Source organism: Pedobacter jeongneungensis, from assembly GCF_000633455.1.
In the GTDB taxonomy this organism is placed as follows: Bacteria; Bacteroidota; Bacteroidia; order Sphingobacteriales; family Sphingobacteriaceae; genus Pedobacter; species Pedobacter jeongneungensis_A.
This window is the reverse complement of record NZ_AYMG01000001.1, coordinates 27,296-48,165: the sequence shown is the minus strand read 5'-3', so window position 1 is coordinate 48,165 and position 20,870 is coordinate 27,296. Positions and strand designations below refer to the sequence as shown.

The following is a 20,870-nucleotide window of genomic DNA, read 5'->3' as shown; positions in this document are numbered from 1 at the left end:
TTTATGTTTTATAAATCTTTATTTTAAATCCCTAATTATTAGGTGGTTTTGTAATTAAGACTGCGATCTGTTAAAAACGTTTCAGCCAATTGTGGGCTATTATACCATGAGCTTGTATTTATAGACGAACGCCAAAATAACCTATACGAAAAGTGACTGGTTGATTAATCTAAAAAACTGGCTATACATTAATATGTTAAAAAAGGTTAAACCATTGCGGGTAACTAATATATTAGTTTTATATTCGGGCAACAAAACCAAATCTTATCTATGACACGTCTATTACTCTCGTTGTGCTTTTTAGTTTTGATCTCTTCATACTCAAAAGCACAGGGCCTTCATGCCATTAAAGGCCGAACGATTGACACCGCATCTACCACCCTCTTGTCTGGAACTTCAGTCGCAATTTTAAATGCAAAGGATTCTACATTGGTAAAATTTACCAGAACAGCCGAAAATGGCGCTTTCGAAATCAATGGTATTAAAAACGGAAAGTATATCCTACTGGTTTCCTATCCAAAATATGCCGATTTCGTGGATCATTTTGCCTTAGATTCTACCACCCTGGTGAAGGATTATGGAAAAATTAACCTTACCGGAATGGCTAAAATCCTTTCTGATGTAATTATTAAAGGAAACCGTACAGCCATAAAAATTAAAGGCGATACAACCGAGTTTGACCCTAAAGCATACAATATCGAGCCCAACTCGAAAGTGGAAGACCTGATTAAACAGTTTCCTGGCTTTCAGGTAGATAAAGATGGAAAAATTACAGCCCAGGGAAAAACCGTTCCGAAAGTACTGGTAGATGGGGAGGAATTTTTCGGTGATGATCCTACCCTGGTAACCAAAAACCTGCGGGCAGACATGGTAGAGTCGGTTCAGCTTTATGATAAAGCAAGCGATCAGGCCAGTTTTACCGGTATCGACGATGGCGAAAAAACAAAAACGTTGAACATCAAATTAAAAGAAGATAAAAAGAACGGTTATTTCGGTAAAGTACAGGGAGGTTATGGAACTAAAGACTTTTACCAGGGACAGGCCATGTTCAATAAATTCTGGGGGAAAAAGAAATTCTCTGCCTATGGTATTTTAGGCAATAACGGAACAGTAGGCTTGGGTTGGGACGACCGCGATAAATATAGCGGATCGAGTGGCTTAACGATGACTGATGATGGCGGAATGTATTTCAGTTATGGAGGAGGTGATGACTTAGATTCGTACAGCGGCCAGTATAATGGAGTGGGTTTACCGGTAGCCAGAACAGGTGGTTTGCACTTCGACAATAAATGGAATAAAGACAAAGAATCAATCAATACCAATTACAAAATTGGTTCGATCAGGGTAAAAGGTAGCCGGAATTCGATCAGTCAAAATAATTTAGCATCTGGCACGCAGTTTAGCACTTCGGATGAAGATTTTGATAACGACATGTTCAGGCAAAAACTGGATGCGACCTACGAAATAAAAATAGATACCACCTTAACAATGAAAGTGAGTGTTGACGGAGCCCTGAAAAAAAGCAACACCGCAAACCACTATAAAACAGAAACAAATGGAGAAAACGACTATTTTTTGAATTCATCAGATAGAACAATTACCAACGAGGCGGATGATCAGAATTTCAATATGAATGTGCTGTTAACCAAAAAACTGAAGAAAAAAGGGCGTACATTGTCATTGAACCTCAACCAGTCGATCAATAAAAACAGTACTGAAGGCTATTTAAATTCTGAAAATAAACGACGTATTATAGAAACGGGTGCAATCGTAGACAGCCTCACCAACCAGTTCAAGGTAAACGATATCACAAACAATTCGTTTAAATTAAATGCAGCTTATACCGAACCGCTTTCTAAAACCTTAACGGTGATTGTAAACTATGGTTTAACCTTAATGAATGGAAAATCAGACCGCAGATCTTTCAATCAATCTGGTAGCGGTAGATATGATATTTTAGATACTTTATTCAGCAACAACTTCGAGCTGAACCAAACCATTAATCAGGGAGGTGCCATTTTCAATTATAAAAAAGGTAAAACGGTAATCAATTTCGGTTCGAAATTTAGTGGAGTAAACTTTAAACAGGATGATGTTTACCACAACAGAACTTACATCCGGAATTTTGTGAATTATATGCCTCAGGCATCTTACCAGTACCGTTTTTCTCAACAGAAATCACTCCGGATCAATTATAACGGGAATACCAATCAGCCTTCGCTCGATCAGCTACAACCAGTTAGGGTAAATAACGACCCTTTTAATGTGGTTAAAGGAAATCAGGATTTAAGGCCATCATTCAGAAGCAGTGTTAATGCAAGTTATAACTCTTACAAGGTGTTAACCAATCAATCAATCTGGTTAAGCGGTTCTTATAGTTTTACCTCAAATCCGATCATTAGTGATGTAAACACTGATGCTGCTGGTAAGAGTACTTATAGCTACATTAATTTCTCGGATAAAATGCAGACCAACTTTTACCTGTACGGACAGGTTGGTCGGAAAATTAAGTTTCTCGATATGAACATCGGTTTAAACCTGGATGCGAATGGAAATTCTAATTATAACTACATTACCACTAACCAGGGCAGGACATTAAACAACACCAAGAATTACAATTATGGTGGAGGTTTAAATATTTCTAAATATGTAGAGAAGAAATACAGTTTTTATGGTCGTTTTGGTCCAACTTATAACATGTCGAGGGTAAGTATTGGTACAAACAGCGATGGCTGGGGACTTGGGGGTTATTTCTCCGGAAATGTGCAGTTACCAGTTAAATTCGAAATCTCTACGGATGGAGAATACCAGTATAATGGAAAAACGCAGGTGCTTAACAAGAGTTTTGAGCGTTTTATCTGGAACGCCTCATTGAGCAAAAAATTCTTCAAAACGGATAATTTAAAATTCTCTTTAACTGTAAACGATATCTTGAATCAAAATGTAGGATTTGACCGATCGGCAACGAATACCACCATCAGCGAAACCCGGAATACGACTATTCAACGGTATTTTATGTTTTCGGTATCATGGGACTTCAACAAAATGGGCGGCGGCGTTAAAACACAGAAATAATCATGAAAACTATACTAAAATATATCATCCTGTTTGCTGTTATTTTCATCAGCAGCGATCTTTTTGCACAAAATATACACTTCGTTCAAAATGGTGTGATTGAATTCGAGAAAAGATCGAATATATATGCATTGATCAAAAAGAAGATCGATAAAGACAATGAAAGTTATATGAATGAGGCTTTCGAGCTGTATAAAAAAAATAATCCCCAATTTAAGGTTGCCAAGAGTACTTTAAGTTTTACCAGGGATAAAAGTTTATATAAATGGCCACCGGTAGAGGAAACAGCAAATGGCAATTGGATATCATCTGACGCGCTGGCTGATCTAAAAAATACGATTGCCACAAATTTTGATCAGCAAACCAGTATTACGCAAAAGAATGTATACGAAGAAGTTTACCTCGTTAAAGATAGTGTACGTAAAATCAACTGGAAGATTACCGACGAAACGAGAGAAATTGCAGGTTATGAGTGTCGCAGGGCAAATGCCATCATTATGGATTCGGTTTATGTAGTGGCTTATTACAGCAACCAGATTGCCGTTTCGGGCGGTCCTGAATCTTTTACGGGATTGCCCGGAATGATTTTAGGTTTAGCTTTGCCACACGAAAATGTAACCTGGTTTGCAACCAAGGTAACAGAAGTTACCATACCCGAAAAAGACTTAACAGCACCTGTAAAAGGAAAGCCGACAGATAATAAAGGTTTAAAAGCGATATTGCTTGGGGCGATGAAAAACTGGGGTGAATATGCGCATCCTATTTTTAAAGCCTTTTCGCTTTAGCACGATAGATTAGGTTTCTTATAATTATGTTTATTTTAGCATAATCAATAAGATAACATGTATAGTGCACTTTATAGCCATATTAATAGATTTATAGATTTGAGTAGCGATGAGCAGGAAATGCTGGCATCGATGCTCAAATCTTTTTCAGTTAAAAAGAAAGCCTTTTTGTTAACGGAAGGACAAACCTGCAGGGCTAATTATTTTGTAGTGAAGGGCTGCCTAAGGCTTTATTTTATTGACATTAAAGGTGCGGAGCAAACCACCCAGTTCGCCATCGAAAACTGGTGGATTACCGATCTAACCAGCTTCCTTTTTCAACAACCGACAGAATTTTATATCCAGGCAGCAGAAGCCACCGATGTAATTGCCATTGAGCACCATCATTATGATGAAATGTTTCATAAACTGCCCAAGCTGGAAAGATATTTCAGGTTGATCTTGCAGAAAAATCATCAGGCCTCGCAACGGCGGATAAAATTCCTTTACAGCCAGACTGCAGAAGAAAGGTATCGCCATTTTAACAGTTTATTTCCCGAATTTGTACAGCGCGTGCCGCAATACATGCTGGCCTCATACCTGGGTTTTACGCCGGAGTTTTTAAGTAAAATCAGGGCGAAGAAATAATTGTTTGTTAACCGCAAAATTAGGCTTACATTGATGATCAGCCACGGAAACATAGATTAACACGGAGAATTTGATTCGCGATGTGTATCCGTGCCTCCATGGCTAAAAAAACACAGCTGTCTAACTTTGCGAAAGCCTTTGTGCCCTTTGCGGTTAGAAAATTCATTTCTTAAACTACATTAAGTTTTTTGTTTTTTATGATGCCGACCTTTACATCGTAATCAAAAAACAAATAAAATGGAAAACAGAATTGATATCCCAAAAGTAGAACCTGCAGCTTATCAAGCCATGTATGGTTTAGAGAAATATTTATCAACCAGCAAACTAGATCCAATCCTTTTAGAACTGATCAAAATGCGTGCTTCGCAGATTAACGGCTGTGCATTTTGCTTAAATATGCACTCTACCGATGCACGTAAAATAGGTGAAACCGAACAACGTTTATATCTATTAAATGCCTGGAAAGAAACAACTTTATTTACTGAAAAGGAAAAAGCAGTTTTGGCTTTAACAGAAGAAGTAACCTTAATTGCCAACCACGTTTCTGATGCCACTTACCAAAAAGTAGCAAGTTTTTTCAATGAGCAAGAGGTGGCACAGCTTATTATGGCCATTGTAACCATCAATGCCTGGAACAGGCTCGCTATTACCGCAAAAGTAATGGTGGGCTAAACAACCCATCAGACCTATGAGGTTTCAAAAACCTCATAGGTTTATTAATAAAAATCCTTCGCGACTTCGTGTCTTAGTGGTTAACCATTATGCTTTATGGTTAATCTTCTTCAATTCCTCATATACCAACCTCGCAACTTCCTTAGCCCCTTCTGGCTGGAAATGCGTGTTATCTTTTTGTCCTTTCGGGTAAGCTTCATATTTCGCCGAATCTAAATTCATAAAGTAATTTTTGCTTACAAATTCGTTGCCTTTGGTAGTGAAAAAATCAGCTGAAAGTGAAGTAAGATCAATAACTGGTACATTTAATTCTTTCGCCACATCCTTTACGGCCTGAGGATATTCGCCATGCGCACTGCCTAATTTACCGTCTTTCCATGGGTAATTTCGGGTAACTGGTGTAATGAGGATTGGTAAAGCACCTTTCGCTCTGGTTTCCTTCACATACATCCTTAAAAAATCTTTATATCCCGGAATATTTACATAACGTTCGGGTTTGTCTTTTGCCGCATCGTTATGTCCAAACTGGATCAATACCAGATCATTTTTGTCTAAAGTTGATAAAACATCTTTCCACCTTCCCTCTTCAAAAAAAGTTCTCGTGCTTCTTCCGCCTTTTGCTTTATCAACGACCAAAGCACTATCGCTTTTAATCAGTTTGTTTAATTTTTTTAAATTGTCTTTTGTTAAAAACTGTTGAAAAACCTGTCCCCAACCCGTAATGGGGTATTTCTTTTGCATATAACCTTCATCCAGAGTATAATCTGCAACTGTAGAATCGCCAATTAAATAAACTTTAACGGGTTTAGGTTTGACGATGAAAGACATTAGTAAAATAGCACCAAGTGCTGCAATAAGAAATTTATATTTTTTCATCATATTTTATTTTAAAGGTTGTACGCGGAACCAATCATATTCGGCATTTCCAGAATCGTTTGTCTGGGTATCTCTAATGGCAAATATTCCCATTTTAGCACCGATCCATTGTCCGGCAGTGGCTTGAAATTCATCACCCACATTGGTGAAATTTATGCCATCTTCACTATAACTGAACTGGCATTTTGCGCCTCCAGCAACTTTTACGCGAAAATAAACCAAGCCCGATTTAAGCCTGGCAATTTCTTTTTCATTCTCTGCCTTTCCCTTATCCGCATTCTGGCAAACACCATACATGAGGTATAAACCGTCTTTTTTGCTTTTGATGCTAATCTGTGCATAACTTCTTCCCATGATTACTAAACCTGTTTTTTCACCCTCTAATTTTGGATTAGGTTTAAAGTTGAGTTTCGTTGTTGCCATAAATTCATCAGCAGGAAATTTTTGCATCAACAGGTTCGGAACATCCCAAAGGTTTTTAGCCTCATCAGGAATTTTCGAAGTGTAGAGCTTTAACAAGCCCTTTTCGGCATCCGTAAATAACCAGGTAGGTTGCGGATTAGCCTGCCATTGCCATTGCAAACTTAATTTTGCTGTACCAAACTCATCACTCTCCGCCGGTGTTTCAATTGGGAAAAACTTACCCACATTTGGTTTTTTATAGGTGATGACGGGTTCGCCTTTTCCGTTGCCATCTGCATCAAGGCCGATAACTGGCCAGTTATTGATCCATTTCATGGGCTGCAGGTGTACCACCCGGCCGTAAGCATCTTTATCCTGAAAATGCAGGAACCAATCTTCACCGGTTTGCGTGTTTACCCAAGCACCTTGATGTGGACCGTTTACCGCAGATTTTCCCTGATCCATGGCTACTTTTCTTTCATAAGGACCATAAATGTTTTTACTTCTTAGAATCAATTGCCAGCCGGTGGAAACGCCACCAGCAGGTGCAAACAGATAGTAATAGCCGTTGCGTTTGTAAAATTTTGGTCCTTCGATGGTGGGGTCGAGCTCATGTCCATCATAAACAATTCTACCCGTTTCTGTCGCTTTTGAGCCATCGTTAGTTAATGGCATGATCGCTAATACGCTTTTAATCCCGGCTCGGCTGCCTGCATAAGCATAAGCCAGATAAGCTTTGCCATCTTCATCCCAAAACGGGCAGGGATCAATCAATCCCTTGCCTTCAGCAACCAATTTAGGTGCAGACCACTCGCCGGTTATGGATTTAGCCTTGGTTAAATAAATACCAAAATCGGGATCCGGGTAATAAATGTAAAATTCGCCATTATGATAACGAATAGCAGGCGCCCAAACGCCATTACCATGTTGTGTTTTTTCGAAATGATCAAAGGGAGGCTGGCGTTTTAAGGCATGACCGATGATTTTCCAGTTGACCAGATCTTTTGAGTGCAAAATCGGTAATCCGGGGACGGCATCAAAACTGGAGGCGATCATATAAAAATCGTCACCCACACGGATGGCATCAGGATCGGAATAATCTGCATTAATTACCGGGTTTTTATAAGTTCCATTACCTAAATCAGACACCCAAACTTTAGAAACATAACGGTTATCTGGCATTTGTTGGGCAAAGGCATTGATGCTAACACTTAAAAATAGGATTGAACTGTATAGATATTTCATCTTACAATGATGTTTTTTTAATATTTGGTCTTACGTCATTCCCGCGCAGGCGGGAATCTTAATGTGGTTTGTGATATGAGGTTGTATCATAAGTTGTAATTCACTTCGATTTTGTCACGTTGAGCCTGTCGAAATGCCTTGTAAAACATTTAAAAACGACTCCTTCGACAAGCTCAGGATGACAATTCTATAATTATGATACAGACTCGTGTATTTTATCAATTAGCCTATCAACAAGATTAAGCCTTTTTTTATTTTAAGACAAGTTGTTATTGTGCAATCGTTCCCGACATCGTTTGCAATGTTTAATCTGCTAAAAACTTCTTCCACTTCGATATTAATGTTTAAAATTGTTCATCATATATTTTAAAACACGGCTGCGTTACAAAGTTTATACTTTTACGTGGCCGATTTTAATTTTAGCCTAACCAAATTGATATGAAAGCAATCATCCTATTTTTACTGATAAGTATTTCATCTGGAGTTTATGCCCTGGATGTTAAACCCGATTTTGTGGTGGCAGCCGATGGAAGCGGAAATTTTAAAACCGTACAGGAGGCCATCCATGCCGTACCCGATTTCAGGAATAAAATCACTATTATATTTATCAAAAAAGGCATTTATAAAGAGAAGCTGGTATTGGCGGCCTCTAAAAAAAATGTAAGGTTTATTGGAGAAAGCTTAAATGAAACCATTTTAACCTATGATGATTTTGCCCAGAAAAAAAATGCTTTTGGCGAAGAAAAAGGCACTTCGGGATCATCAAGCTTTTACATTTATGGCGAAGGCTTTTCTGCCGAGAACATCACTTTCGAAAACTCATCTGGTCCGGTGGGACAAGCAGTGGCTGTTTGGGCAGGTGGCGATAAACTGATTTTCACCAACTGCCGGTTTTTGGGTTTTCAGGATACACTTTACACTTATGGTGGCAATAACCGTCAATACTATAAAAATTGCTACATAGAGGGAACAGTAGATTTTATTTTCGGCGCTTCTACCGCATGGTTCGAAAGCTGTACCATTTTTTGCAAAAAAGCGGGTTATATTACGGCGGCTTCAACGGCCGATACCACAAAATTTGGCTATGTATTAAATAAATGTAAAATCAAGGGAGATGCTCCTGCCAATAGTTTTTACCTCGGCCGCCCCTGGAGGCCTTATGCTAAAGTTGCCTACCTCAATTGTGAGTTGCCAGATTTTATCCGCCCTGAAGGCTGGAACAACTGGTGCAAAGAAAGCAATGAAAAAACGGCTTATTATGCTGAATATAAAAGCACTGGGAAAGGTGCCGATCCTAAAAATAGGGCCAATTGGTCGCACCAATTAACTGATAATGAGTATAAGGGCTACATTTTGGAAAACGTTTTCCGTGGATGGGATCCGGAGGCGAAATAAGTCATTTAACTTGTTGTTATACAGCGTTTAAGCGTCTTTTTTGAGGCGCTTTTTTGTTAAGTTTTCCGGTAACGATTGCATAGATTTCTCTTCTGTTTTAACTGCAAACAACGTACACTTGTTATTACAATAACCAAGTATAATTTAACAGCGCAAATAATGAAACATATTTCTGGTAGTTTATGCCATATTAAAGTAGCTCTCGCATGCTTAATTTTATCTTCTGCAACGGCTATGGCTCAACAAAAGCAAAGTTTACCCATTATACAGCAGGTTAAATTTAAACAGGACACAACAAGCATCGTTAATTTCGGGGCAAAAGGCGATGGCATTACTTTAAATACTCAAAGCATTAATAAAACCATTGCCAGTGTAAGCCAAAAAGGTGGTGGTGTGGTGCTAATTCCCTCTGGTTTGTGGTTAACCGGACCAATCGAATTAAAAAGCAATGTAAACCTTCATTTAAAACGCGATGCCATCCTTCAGTTTACGGCCGATTTTAACCAGTATAAACTCGTTCAGGGCAATTGGGAAGGTCAGCCGGCGTGGCGGAACCAGAGCCCGATTTCGGGTGTAAACCTCGAGAATATTGCCATTACCGGAAGCGGGATCATCGATGGCAATGGTGGTGCCTGGCGTATGGTTAAAAAAGATAAACTCACCGAAACACAGTGGAAAAACCTCGTTGCATCAGGAGGTATCGTTAAAGCAGACGGCAAAATGTGGTACCCATCTGAGAAAACCGTTAAAGGCTCTAACACCAAAAATGCCGGGGTAATTGAAGCGGGAAAAACTGCTGCTGATTATGATGATATTAAAGATTTCCTTCGCCCCAATTTATTGGTGCTAACAGGTTGTAAAAAGATTCTTTTAGAAGGTGTTACCTTTCAAAATTCGCCTGCCTGGAATTTACATCCTTTATTGTGTGAAGATTTAACGCTAAGAAATTTACAGGTAAAAAACCCATGGTTTGCGCAAAATGGCGATGGTGTTGATGTAGAATCGTGCAAAAATGTATTAATCGAAGGCAGCACTTTTGATGTTGGCGATGATGGCATCTGTATAAAATCTGGTCGCGACGAAGCTGGCCGTAAGCGTGGTGTACCCACAGAAAATGTGATTGTAAGAAATAATATTGTTTACCATGCCCATGGTGGTTTTGTAATTGGTAGCGAAATGAGCGGGGGTGCTAAAAATATCTGGGTGTACGATTGTTCTTTTATCGGTACCGATATTGGTCTGCGTTTTAAAACCACCCGCGGTCGTGGTGGTGTGGTAGAAAATATCTACATCAATAATATCAACATGATCGATATTCCTGGCGAAGCCATTTTATTCGACATGTATTATGCTGCGGTTGATCCGGTTCCTTTGGCTGGCGAAAAACGTGAAGCCATTAAAACGGTAACGGTTCCGGTTACTGAAGCTACTCCTCAGTTTAAGAATTTTTACATTAAAGATGTAGTGGCCAACGGTGCCGAAAAAGCAATATTTTTCAGGGGCTTACCAGAAATGAATATTAAAGATGTGCATTTAGAAAATGTAACCATAAAAGCCAAAAAAGGCATCGAAATTATTGAGGCAGCAGGAATTTTCCTGAAAAACGTAAACGTAATTACCGATAATACCAGTCCGGTGGTGATGATCCAGAACGGCTCTAATATTAACATCAGCAACCTTAGTTATCCAGCTAACAGCAAAGTTTTATTTGATGTTTCTGGTGAAAAATCAAAAGGGGTAAAAATTAGCTCAACCGATGTGTCCAAAGCGAAAACAGCTTCTGTTTTAGGCACCGAAGTAGATAAAAAAGCACTGGAAATTTCAAAATAATAAAAATGAAAAGATCAATTTTATATACAGCGGCTGCCCTTATCAGTTTTTCGATTTTATCTCAAAGTGGATTTGCTCAAAAGAAATTATCAGAACAGTTAACCTTAACTGCGATGGAAACACTCTGGCAGGACACTACCGTTTTAAAAGGGCCAAAGGGCCCGAGATGGTCCTACGATATGGGGGTAGTTTTGGAAGGCGCAGCAGCGGTTTGGCGCAATACCGGCGATGGAAAATATTTTAAGTACATCCAAAGTTCGATGGATGCTTATCTGGATAAAGAAGGAAATATCACCACTTACAAGCCCGATGATTTTAACATCGACAACATTAAAAATGGTCGTTCATTATTATTGCTCTATAAAGTTACCGGACAGCAGAAATACTTGTTGGCGGCAACTAAATTATACGATCAGTTACAAAAACAACCACGTACCAAAGAAGGTGGTTTTTGGCATAAGAAAATTTATCCAAACCAGATGTGGCTGGATGGTTTATACATGGGTGAGCCTTTTTACGCAGAATATGCCAAACTGATGAAAAAGGATGCTGCTTTTGATGACATCGCCAAACAGTTTATCCTCATGGAAAAAAACGCCCGCGATGCAAAAACAGGTTTGCTTTACCATGGCTATGATGAAAGCAGAACCGAACAGTGGGCGGATAAAACAACCGGGCGCTCGCCAAATTTTTGGGCCAGGGCAATGGGTTGGTACATTATGGCTTTGGTAGATGTGCTGGATAATTTTCCGGCCGATCATCCGCAACGAAAAGAATTACTGGCCATTTTAAACCGTACAGCAACAGCGGCGGTAAAATACCAGGATCCAAAATCAAGTGTTTGGTATGATATTTTAGATATGCCAGCCCGTAAAGGGAATTACCTGGAAAGTTCTGCATCGAGCATGTTTGTATATGGCCTGGCCAAAGGAGTGCGTAAGGGTTGGTTGGCGCCATCTTTTATGCCAGCTGCAAATAAAGGTTATGCGGGTTTAAAGAAAGAATTTATAGAAAAAGCAGGCGATGAAAGGGTAAACCTTACTAAAACCGTTTCGGTATCTGGTTTGGGTGGAAAACCGAAATACCGCGATGGCAGCTTCGATTATTACATCAGTGAAAAAGTAATCACCAACGATCCTAAAGGAATGGGTGCATTTGTGTGTGCTGCTGCCGAGATGGAAGTTGATCAGCTGCCAAAACCTGGTAAAGGTTTAACGGTTACGGTTGATAATTTCTTCAACAATGAATACATGACTGGGCCAACGGGCGATAAAATCCCTTTCCATTACCTTTGGGAAGAAGATGATAACAACGGGTTCTCTTTATTCGGAAAAGTATTTAGCGATGCTGGTGTAAAAACCAGTACACTTAAAGCTGCACCTACCGCTTCAAATTTAAAAGGAACCAACATTTACATTATTGTAGATCCGGATACCGAAAAAGAAACAGCAAACCCGAATTTCATGAATGCTGCACACGCCAAACAGATTAGTGAGTGGGTAAAGGCAGGTGGTGTTTTGGTATTGCTGTTAAATGATGTTGGCAACTGTGAAATTTCAAAATTCAATGTACTGCCAGAAACATTTGGTATCCATTTTAATGAAGATAGCCGCAATAAAGTTCAGGGCGCAAATTTTGAACAGGGTGCAATAAAAATCCCGGCAGGCAATTCTATTTTCAAGACAGCCAAAAAAGTGTACATCAAAGAAATATCGACCATTGTGGCGAAAAGTCCGGCGGTTTCTGCTTTAACCGATAATGGAGATGTGATTATCGCCACAGCAAAATATGGCAAAGGAACTGTTTTCGCGGTGGGCGATCCCTGGTTTTATAATGAATATATCGACGGTAGAAAATTACCTGCTGAATTTGAAAATTTTAAAGCCACGAATGATTTGGTGAACTGGTTGATTAAGCAGGTGCCGGGGAAGAAGTAGGATTTAACAACAGATAATAATGGTTCGTGTAGACACGAACCATGGCGAATGGATAAAATAAATAGAATTGTCATCCTGAGCCTGTCGAAGGACTCTTTAGATTAATGCAAGGCGTTTCGACAAGCTCAATGTGACAGATTTGAGCAATAATTATTCTATAGAAAAATCCTCCGTGTTAATCTGTGTCTCCGTGGCAAACAATAACTACGGCACATGGAAACAAAAAGAAAAGAAAATTAGTGGTCTGTGAGGATACAAACCACGGAACAGAACAAACAAAATGATGAAAGTAAAAATATTGTTTACCCTAATTTGTAGCACTTTATTACTATCGTGTTACGCACAACAGCCTACCGATTCTACGGCAGATAAAATGTTGGTTTATCAATTGGGCAATGGTGGCTGGCCAAAGCAATTGGAAGATAAAAGCGTGGTAAACTATGGTGCAGCTTTAACCCCTGAGTTATTGGCCAAAATAAAAGCAACTAAAGATCTCCACGCCACATTTGATAATAAGGCCACCAGCAGAGAAGTGCTTTACCTGGTAAAAGCTTATAAAAAAACACAGAACAAAACTTATTTGGCTGCTGCCGAAAAAGGTTTAGATTATATTTTATCGGCCCAATATGCTAATGGTGGCTGGCCACAATATTATCCTGATAAAGCTTTGTACCGATCAGAAATTACCTACAATGATGATGCAATGATCAATGTGCTGAACATTTTGCAGGATATTGCCACGCAAACAAACGATTTCGAAGTGGTAAATCCTGCTTACATCAAAAAAGCAGAAAAAGCAGTTACAAAAGGCATCGACTGTATTTTAAAAACACAAGTAAAACAAAACGGTGTTTTAAGCATTTGGGCTGCACAGTATGATAAAGATTCGCTGTTGCCGGCAAAAGCCAGGGCATTTGAGCCAGCCTCGTTGAGCACTAGCGAATCAGCAGGGATTGTCCGTTTTTTAATGCGGATGAAAAATCCTTCTGCGGCAGAAAAAAATGCAATTGCAGGAGCTGTAAAATGGTTTGATACCTATAAAATTGCCGGCTACCGTTTCGATAGACCAAGCGATCCTAAAACCAATATCAAAACCGCAGCTTTAGTTGCAGATAATACAGCCAATACCTGGGCACGTTTCTACGACCTAGATAAAAATACACCGATTTTTGGTGACCGCGACAATACAATCAAAACAAAATTAGAAGAGTTGAGTCCTGAAAGGCGTAATGGTTACGCATGGTACGGCAACTGGGGACAAAAATTAATTGAAAAGGAATACCCGAAGTGGTTAGCCGCAAATGGGAAATAAACATCGTATAACTCGTCATTGCGAGGCACGAAGCAATCTTACTACTATGGGTGGGAATTTCTACCGCTTTAAGATTGCTTCATTCCTCGCAATGACGGAAATCTCAAGAATATGATTTTAAATAAAGAAAATCTAAAAAACATTAACAGTGATAAGGTTACAAAACCTACCACCGAAATTTTAGCTTTACCCGAAAAAGTAATCCAGTTTGGAACAGGTGTTTTACTGCGTGGACTTCCAGATTATTTTATCGATAAGGCCAATCAGAAAGGCATTTTTAATGGTCGCGTTTTAGTCGTTAAATCAACCTCAAGAGGTGGTGCCGATGAATTTTCGAAGCAAGATAACCTTTATACACTTTGCGTAAAAGGTATTGAAGATGGTGTAAGTGTTGAAGAAAATACCATCAATGCTTCAATCAGCCGGGTTTTATCTGCCTCGCAGGATTGGGCCGAAATTTTAAAAGCAGCGCATCAACCAGAAATGCAGGTCGTAATTTCGAATACCACTGAAGTTGGCATCGTTAAAAGTGAAGATAAAATCACCGATAATCCGCCACAATCTTACCCGGGCAAATTATTGGCTTTTCTGCACGAAAGATATCAAGCTTTTAATGGCTCAGCTGAAAGCGGAATGGTGGTCGTACCTACGGAACTGATCAGCGATAATGCTGATAAACTAAAAGAAATCTTATTGGATCTTGCCATCCAGAACAAGTTGGGCTGGGATTTCGAAAACTGGTTAAAAACTGCCAATCACTTTTGTAAAACTTTGGTCGATCGTATTGTGCCGGGAAAACTTCCAGAGGCAGAACAAAAAGCCATCGAAAACGAATTGGGTTACGAAGACGAACTCATGATCATGGCCGAACCTTTCAGGCTTTGGGCAATTGAATCATCAAACGAAAAAGTGAAAGAGGTTTTGTCTTTTGCAAAAGCAGATAAGGGTATTTTCATCGTTCCATCAATCGATAAGTTTAAAGAATTAAAACTGCGTTTGCTTAATGGTACACATACCATCAGCTGTGGACTAGCCATTTTAGCCGGTTTCAATACCGTAAAAGAGGCTATGGCTGATGAAGATTTCGCCAACAACGTACTAAAACTAATGAAGGAGGAAATTGCGCCTGTTGTCGTAAATGAAGATATTACTTATGATGAAGCCCTGGCTTTTGCCGAAAGTGTGGTCGACCGTTTCAGTAATCCTTTTTTAGAGCATCAGTGGCAGGCCATTACGCTAAACTTTACTTCAAAAATGCAGATGCGCAACATGCCGCTCATTAGAAGATATTATGCCTTAAAAAATGAAGTTCCTCAGCTTACTGCTTTAGGTGTTGCCGCTTACCTCCTTTTTATGAATGTGAACAAAGATGGCGATACTTATACGGCCAGTGCTAACGGAAAAACCTTCCCTGTACAGGATGAATTTGCAGAAGTGTTGTACGAATACTGGAAAAATCCTGAAACTGTTGTAGATAATACCCTTGGCGACAGGCGCCTTTGGGATAAAAACCTGAACAATTACCCCGGCTTTAACGCAGCCGTAAAATCTTACGTAGAATTATTACAAAATAAGGGTGCAAAAGAAACTTTAAGTAACTTGCATTCAGAAAGAACAATTTAAAATGGTGACTAGAATTTTAAAAATCCATCCCAATGATAATGTGCTTGTTGCCTTGCAAAACCTGGCAAAAGGCGAAACTGTTATTTACGATGGACATGAATATACTTTGCAGGATGACATCCAGGCTAAGCATAAGTTTTTTATGCAGGATATGAATGCCGGCGACCACATCATTATGTATGGTGTTTTGGTTGGTAAGGCACAGCATTTCATCCTTAAAGGAGGTTTGATGGATACTGAAAATACCAAACATGCCTCAGATCCTTACGAATTTCGTCCATACCATTACGAGTGGCATGCGCCTGATGTTTCCAAATTTGAAGGCAGAACTTTTAATGGTTATATCCGTAGCGATGGTCGTGTAGGAACTGCCAATTACTGGTTATTTATTCCAACCGTTTTTTGTGAAAACCGCAATTTAGATGTGATCCGAGAGGCTTTGCATAACGAATTGGGTTATGCCGTAACCGATAAATATAAATCTTATGCCCACCAATTGGTTGAGGCTTATAAAAACGGAGAAATTTTAGAAGAAGCTGATCCAAATTCCATCGGATTGGCCAATCCATCAGCCAACCGTGTTTTTAAAAATGTAGATGGCATTAAATTTCTGAACCATCAGGGCGGTTGCGGTGGTACCCGTCAGGATGCTGCTGTGTTGAGTAAACTCTTAGCTGCTTATGCCGATCATCCCAATGTGGCTGGTGTAACTGTATTGAGTTTAGGTTGCCAGAATTTACAGGTGAAAGATTTTATGGACGACTTAAAACAGCGTAGTCCGAATTTCGATAAACCATTATTCATTTTTGAACAGCAACAATCGCAGAGCGAAGAACAGCTGGTTAAAGAAGCCATCCGTAAAACGTTTATAGGTTTAACCGAAATCAATAAAATCGAACGTCAGCCAGCACCATTGAGTAAACTGGTTTTAGGCGTTAAATGCGGTGGTAGCGATGGTTTTAGTGGTATCAGTGCCAATCCTGCTGTAGGTTATACTTCTGATTTGTTGGTTGCTTTAGGCGGAACGGTGCTTTTGGCCGAATTCCCTGAACTTTGCGGTGCCGAACAACAACTGATCGATCGTACCAAAGACGAAACCGCTGCGCGCAAATTTATCCAGTTAATGACAGCTTACAACCAGGCTGCAGAAAATGTAGGTTCTGGATTTTTTATGAACCCATCGCCAGGAAATATCAAAGACGGTTTAATTACCGATGCGATTAAAAGTACCGGTGCAGCCAAAAAAGGTGGAACCTCACCGGTAGAAGATGTATTAGATTATACTGAACCCGCCACTAAGCCAGGCTTAAATTTGGTTTGTACGCCTGGAAATGATGTAGAGGCCACAACCGGAAAAGCAGCCTCGGGGGCAACCTTAATTTTGTTTACTACCGGTTTGGGTACACCTACCGGAAATCCGGTTTGCCCGACCATCAAGGTATCAACCAATAATGCATTAACTAAACGCATGGGCGATATCATCGATATCAACTGTGGACCGGTAATCGAAGGAGAGAAAACCATCGAGCAGATGGGAGAAGATATTTTGGAATATTGCATTAAAGCGGCCAGTGGCGAAGTGATCCCTAAAGCAGTGTTGCTTAACCAGGATGATTTTATTCCATGGAAACGGGGCGTTAGTTTGTAGTCCAGAGTCTTGAGTCCGAAGTCGTGAGTCTTAGACCCAAATGCCGTGGTCTGTGACCCCACAGAACACCAAGCAAATAAAATATAAATTGAATTCCGGTCTGTGTTACCACAGACCGGGGACAATATTACATAAATAAAAAAATAATAGATAGTCGTTTTGAACATCTCAAATCCATTATCTAATGTCTCAAATTACATAGCATGAAACCTTTTTTAGACGAAAATTTTCTTTTGCAAAGCAAAACAGCAGAAAAGCTTTACCACAACTTTGCAAAACCGTTGCCGATTATTGATTACCATAATCACCTTATTCCGGAGCAGATTGCCAATAATACCCAGTTTGCCAATATTAGTCAGGTTTGGCTTTATGGCGATCACTATAAATGGAGAGCCATGCGTGCCAATGGTGTTGATGAAAAATACATTACCGGCATTGGATCAGATTATGAAAAATTTGAGAAATGGGCTGAAACTGTTCCTTATACCTTACGTAATCCATTATACCACTGGACACACTTAGAACTTCAACGTTATTTTGGTGTAACCGATTTACTTTCGGGCAAAACGGCACAGAAAATTTATGACGAATGTTCTGCAAAATTGCAAACCCCAGAGTATTCTGTGCGTGGTTTATTGGCAAAAATGAATGTAGAGGCGGTTTGTACCACAGATGATCCGTTGGATAGTTTAAACTTCCACCAACAGTTGGCAAGAGAAGGTGCAAATTTGAAAATGTTACCTGCTTTCCGTCCGGATAAGGCTATGAATAGTGATGATATTGAAGGATTGAACGAATATATCAACAAGCTGGAAAGCGTTGCAGATAAAACAATCAGCAGTTTTCAAGACTATATCGAGGCCTTAAAAAGCCGTCACGATTACTTTGCCGATAATGGCTGCTCAGTTTCCGATCATGGTTTAGAGCAGATTTATGCCGAAGACTATACTGAAGCCGAAATCTCATCAATTTTTGATAAAATTCGCGGTAAACAAGACATTTCTTATGAGGAAAACCTGAAATTTAAATCGGCCATGCTGGTTTATTTTGCCGAGTGGGATCATGAAAAGGGCTGGGTGCAACAATATCACCTTGGTGCTTTGCGTAACAATAATGCCCGTATGTTAAGGCAATTAGGTCCGGATACCGGTTGGGATTCGATAGGCGATTTTAGCCAGGCCCGTATGCTTTCTAAATTTTTGAACCGTTTGGATAATCAGGATAAACTGGCCAAAACCATTATTTATAACCTTAACCCTGCCGATAACGAATTAATTGCCACCATGATCGGTAACTTTAACGATGGTTCGGTTGCTGGTAAAGTTCAGTTTGGTTCTGCCTGGTGGTTTTTGGACCAGAAAGACGGCATGATCAAACAATTAAACGCACTATCGAATATGGGGCTTTTAAGCCGCCTGGTAGGTATGCTTACCGATTCGCGCAGTTTCCTTTCTTTTCCTCGTCACGAATATTTCAGAAGGATTGTTTGTAACCTGTTTGGGGAAGATATTGAGAACGGAGAATTGCCTAACGATTTGGAATGGGTTGGCAAAATTGTTCAGGATATTTCGTACTTTAACGCAAAAAATTACTTTAAATTTTAACCAAAATCAGGCTTTAGGACGGTATTTCATTGGAATCAAATCATTTCAATCGTTTTCCTTCCATTTTCATACCGTTGCAGAAAACAGCATGAAATACGCCGATTAGATATAAAAATGAGCACCCAAATATTCGCTTCATCACAAAAAGGAAAAAAAGTTTTAAGCTTTGGTGAAATACTTTTGCGCATCTGCCCCGATATGGATGGTGCCTGGTTAAAAGAAAATAAACTTCCGTTTTATGTTGGCGGTGCAGAGCTGAATGTAGCCACTGCACTGGCCCTTTGGAATGTTCCTTCGGCCTATTTATCGGCTGTACCCGATAATTCAGTCACCCGCGAAATTGTAGATTATCTTGACGCCCGTAATATTGATACCACGCCGATGGTTTACCATGGCGAACGTTTGGGTTTATATTATCTCCCGAAAGGAAAAGACCTTAAAAATGCCGGTGTAATTTACGATCGTGCAAATTCTGCCTATGCAGATTTAAAGGTTGGCCAGATTAACTGGGATGAAGTTTTTGAAGACGTAAGCTGGTTCCATTTCAGTGCGATATGCCCTGCAATCAACCAATCTATTGCTGATGTTTGTCTGGAAGCTTTAAAAGCAGCAACTAAGCGAAATATCACCATTTCACTGGATCTGAACTACCGCGCCAAACTTTGGAAATACGGTAAAGATCCGATTGATGTTTTGCCAGAACTGGCTCAATATTGCACCCTGATTATGGGTAATGTTTGGGCAGCCAATAAAATGTTGGGTACTGCACTTCACGAAGATTTAACACCAACTGAAGGTTATGCAAAAGAAACGTTACTACAGCAGGCAACAGATACTTCTAAAGAAATATTAAGTTTGTTTCCGGCATGTAAGGCTGTAGCCAATACATTTAGATTCGATCATGGCAAAGGCATCAGGTATTATACCGCTATTTATACCGAAGGTGAACTAACGGTTTCCGAAGAATATGTTTCGGACGAAATTTTAGATAAAGTAGGCAGTGGCGATTGTTTTATGGCTGGCCTGATATACGGTTTTTACAACCAGTTATCGGCCAAAGAAACTTTAAACTTTGCCACCGCGGCAGCATACGATAAATTATACATTCCAAGCGATGCTACAACCAGTACCGTAGCTGACATAGAAAAAAGAATAATACGCAATGATTAGCAACAAGCACAAAATTTTAGATGCCATTTTAGAGCAGGGCATGTTACCCCTTTTTTATCAGGATAGCGAAGCAGGTAGCGTAGAAATATTACGCACGCTGTATAAAGCGGGCGTACGTGTTTTCGAATATACTAACCGTGGTAAATCGGCTTTGCCGAACTTTAAAAAACTAAAGGAAGTACGCGATGCAGAAATGCCGGATCTTTATCTGGGTATCGGAACCATTAAAACCCCTGCCGACGCACATGCTTTTATCGAGGCTGGTACAGATTTTATTGTGGCACCGATCGTAAATCCGGCTGTTGCCGAAATTGCCAACAAAATAGGTATGCTGTGGATTCCTGGTTGTATGACGCCGACTGAAATCAGCGTTGCCCAGGAGCATAAAGCCATGCTGATCAAAATTTTTCCTGCCAATATTTTAGGTCCGGAGTTTATTTCATCAATTAAGGATCTTTTCGCCGGACAGCTGTTTATGCCTACAGGTGGAGTAGAAATTAATGCCGATAACTTAAAAACCTGGTTTAAAGCTGGTGTTTGTGCGGTTGGTATGGGAAGTAAATTAATCAGTAAAGATGTGATGAGTAAAGGACTTTACGAGGAGTTATTCGACAATACCAAATTAGCGCTTGATCTAATCCAGCAGAGCAAATAAAAATTTAACAAACC

General features: G+C 39.7%; 15 protein-coding genes. 13 read left to right on the top strand and 2 right to left on the bottom strand.

What is annotated here, in order from left to right:
* Positions 1 to 270: 270 nt before the first annotated feature.
* The 4 genes from U859_RS0100200 (at position 271) to U859_RS0100185 (ending at position 5,159) form a co-directional block, all read left to right on the top strand.
* Positions 271 to 3,075 carry an outer membrane beta-barrel family protein gene (locus tag U859_RS0100200; RefSeq protein WP_025141430.1) on the top strand — a complete coding sequence of 935 codons (2,805 nt, stop codon included), beginning with the start codon at positions 271 to 273 and terminating at the stop codon, positions 3,073 to 3,075.
* 2 nt (positions 3,076 to 3,077) lie between these two features.
* Positions 3,078 to 3,860, top strand: coding sequence for a GLPGLI family protein (locus U859_RS0100195; RefSeq protein ID WP_025141429.1), 783 nt, complete (start codon positions 3,078 to 3,080; stop codon positions 3,858 to 3,860).
* A gap of 57 nt (positions 3,861 to 3,917) precedes the next feature.
* Positions 3,918 to 4,487 (top strand): Crp/Fnr family transcriptional regulator, encoded by a 570-nt coding sequence (locus U859_RS0100190; RefSeq protein ID WP_025141428.1) that lies wholly within the window; start codon positions 3,918 to 3,920, stop codon positions 4,485 to 4,487.
* A 237-nt stretch (positions 4,488 to 4,724) separates the two neighbouring features.
* Complete coding sequence (locus U859_RS0100185; protein ID WP_025141427.1) at positions 4,725 to 5,159, top strand: carboxymuconolactone decarboxylase family protein; 435 nt, start codon at positions 4,725 to 4,727, stop codon at positions 5,157 to 5,159.
* 87 nt (positions 5,160 to 5,246) lie between these two features.
* Here U859_RS0100185 and U859_RS0100180 read toward each other — a convergent pair whose 3' ends face one another.
* Both U859_RS0100180 and U859_RS0100175 read right to left on the bottom strand, forming a co-directional pair.
* Positions 5,247 to 6,038, bottom strand: a complete 792-nt coding sequence (locus U859_RS0100180; protein WP_025141426.1) for a rhamnogalacturonan acetylesterase — start codon at positions 6,036 to 6,038, stop codon at positions 5,247 to 5,249.
* Positions 6,039 to 6,041: 3 nt separating this feature from the next.
* Positions 6,042 to 7,682, bottom strand: a complete 1,641-nt coding sequence (locus U859_RS0100175) for a glycoside hydrolase 43 family protein (protein ID WP_025141425.1) — start codon at positions 7,680 to 7,682, stop codon at positions 6,042 to 6,044.
* A 438-nt stretch (positions 7,683 to 8,120) separates the two neighbouring features.
* Between U859_RS0100175 and U859_RS0100170 the strand changes: the two genes are divergently transcribed.
* The 9 genes from U859_RS0100170 (at position 8,121) to U859_RS0100130 (ending at position 20,856) form a co-directional block, all read left to right on the top strand.
* On the top strand, positions 8,121 to 9,077 hold the full coding sequence (locus U859_RS0100170; RefSeq protein ID WP_025141424.1) for a pectinesterase family protein: 957 nt from the start codon (positions 8,121 to 8,123) through the stop codon (positions 9,075 to 9,077).
* 159 nt (positions 9,078 to 9,236) lie between these two features.
* Positions 9,237 to 10,907: a glycoside hydrolase family 28 protein gene (locus tag U859_RS0100165; RefSeq protein WP_025141423.1), complete on the top strand. Its 1,671-nt coding sequence runs from the start codon at positions 9,237 to 9,239 to the stop codon at positions 10,905 to 10,907.
* Positions 10,908 to 10,912: 5 nt separating this feature from the next.
* Complete coding sequence (locus U859_RS0100160; protein ID WP_025141422.1) at positions 10,913 to 12,844, top strand: glycoside hydrolase family 88 protein; 1,932 nt, start codon at positions 10,913 to 10,915, stop codon at positions 12,842 to 12,844.
* Between the two features lie 280 nt (positions 12,845 to 13,124).
* The gene (pelA, locus tag U859_RS0100155) at positions 13,125 to 14,156 is read left to right on the top strand and encodes a pectate lyase (RefSeq protein ID WP_025141421.1); all 1,032 of its coding nucleotides are present in this window, start codon (positions 13,125 to 13,127) and stop codon (positions 14,154 to 14,156) included.
* A gap of 111 nt (positions 14,157 to 14,267) precedes the next feature.
* A complete protein-coding gene (locus U859_RS0100150) occupies positions 14,268 to 15,779 on the top strand; it encodes a tagaturonate reductase (protein WP_025141420.1) in 1,512 nt (503 codons plus the stop codon).
* Position 15,780: 1 nt separating this feature from the next.
* Positions 15,781 to 17,427, top strand: coding sequence for a UxaA family hydrolase (locus U859_RS0100145; RefSeq protein ID WP_025141419.1), 1,647 nt, complete (start codon positions 15,781 to 15,783; stop codon positions 17,425 to 17,427).
* 203 nt (positions 17,428 to 17,630) lie between these two features.
* Positions 17,631 to 19,031 carry a glucuronate isomerase gene (gene uxaC, locus U859_RS0100140; RefSeq protein WP_025141418.1) on the top strand — a complete coding sequence of 467 codons (1,401 nt, stop codon included), beginning with the start codon at positions 17,631 to 17,633 and terminating at the stop codon, positions 19,029 to 19,031.
* A gap of 114 nt (positions 19,032 to 19,145) precedes the next feature.
* The gene (locus U859_RS0100135; RefSeq protein ID WP_025141417.1) at positions 19,146 to 20,201 is read left to right on the top strand and encodes a sugar kinase; all 1,056 of its coding nucleotides are present in this window, start codon (positions 19,146 to 19,148) and stop codon (positions 20,199 to 20,201) included.
* Positions 20,194 to 20,856: a bifunctional 4-hydroxy-2-oxoglutarate aldolase/2-dehydro-3-deoxy-phosphogluconate aldolase gene (locus U859_RS0100130; protein ID WP_029985305.1), complete on the top strand. Its 663-nt coding sequence runs from the start codon at positions 20,194 to 20,196 to the stop codon at positions 20,854 to 20,856. The genes U859_RS0100135 and U859_RS0100130 overlap by 8 nt, the downstream gene beginning before the upstream one ends.
* Positions 20,857 to 20,870: the final 14 nt, after the last annotated feature.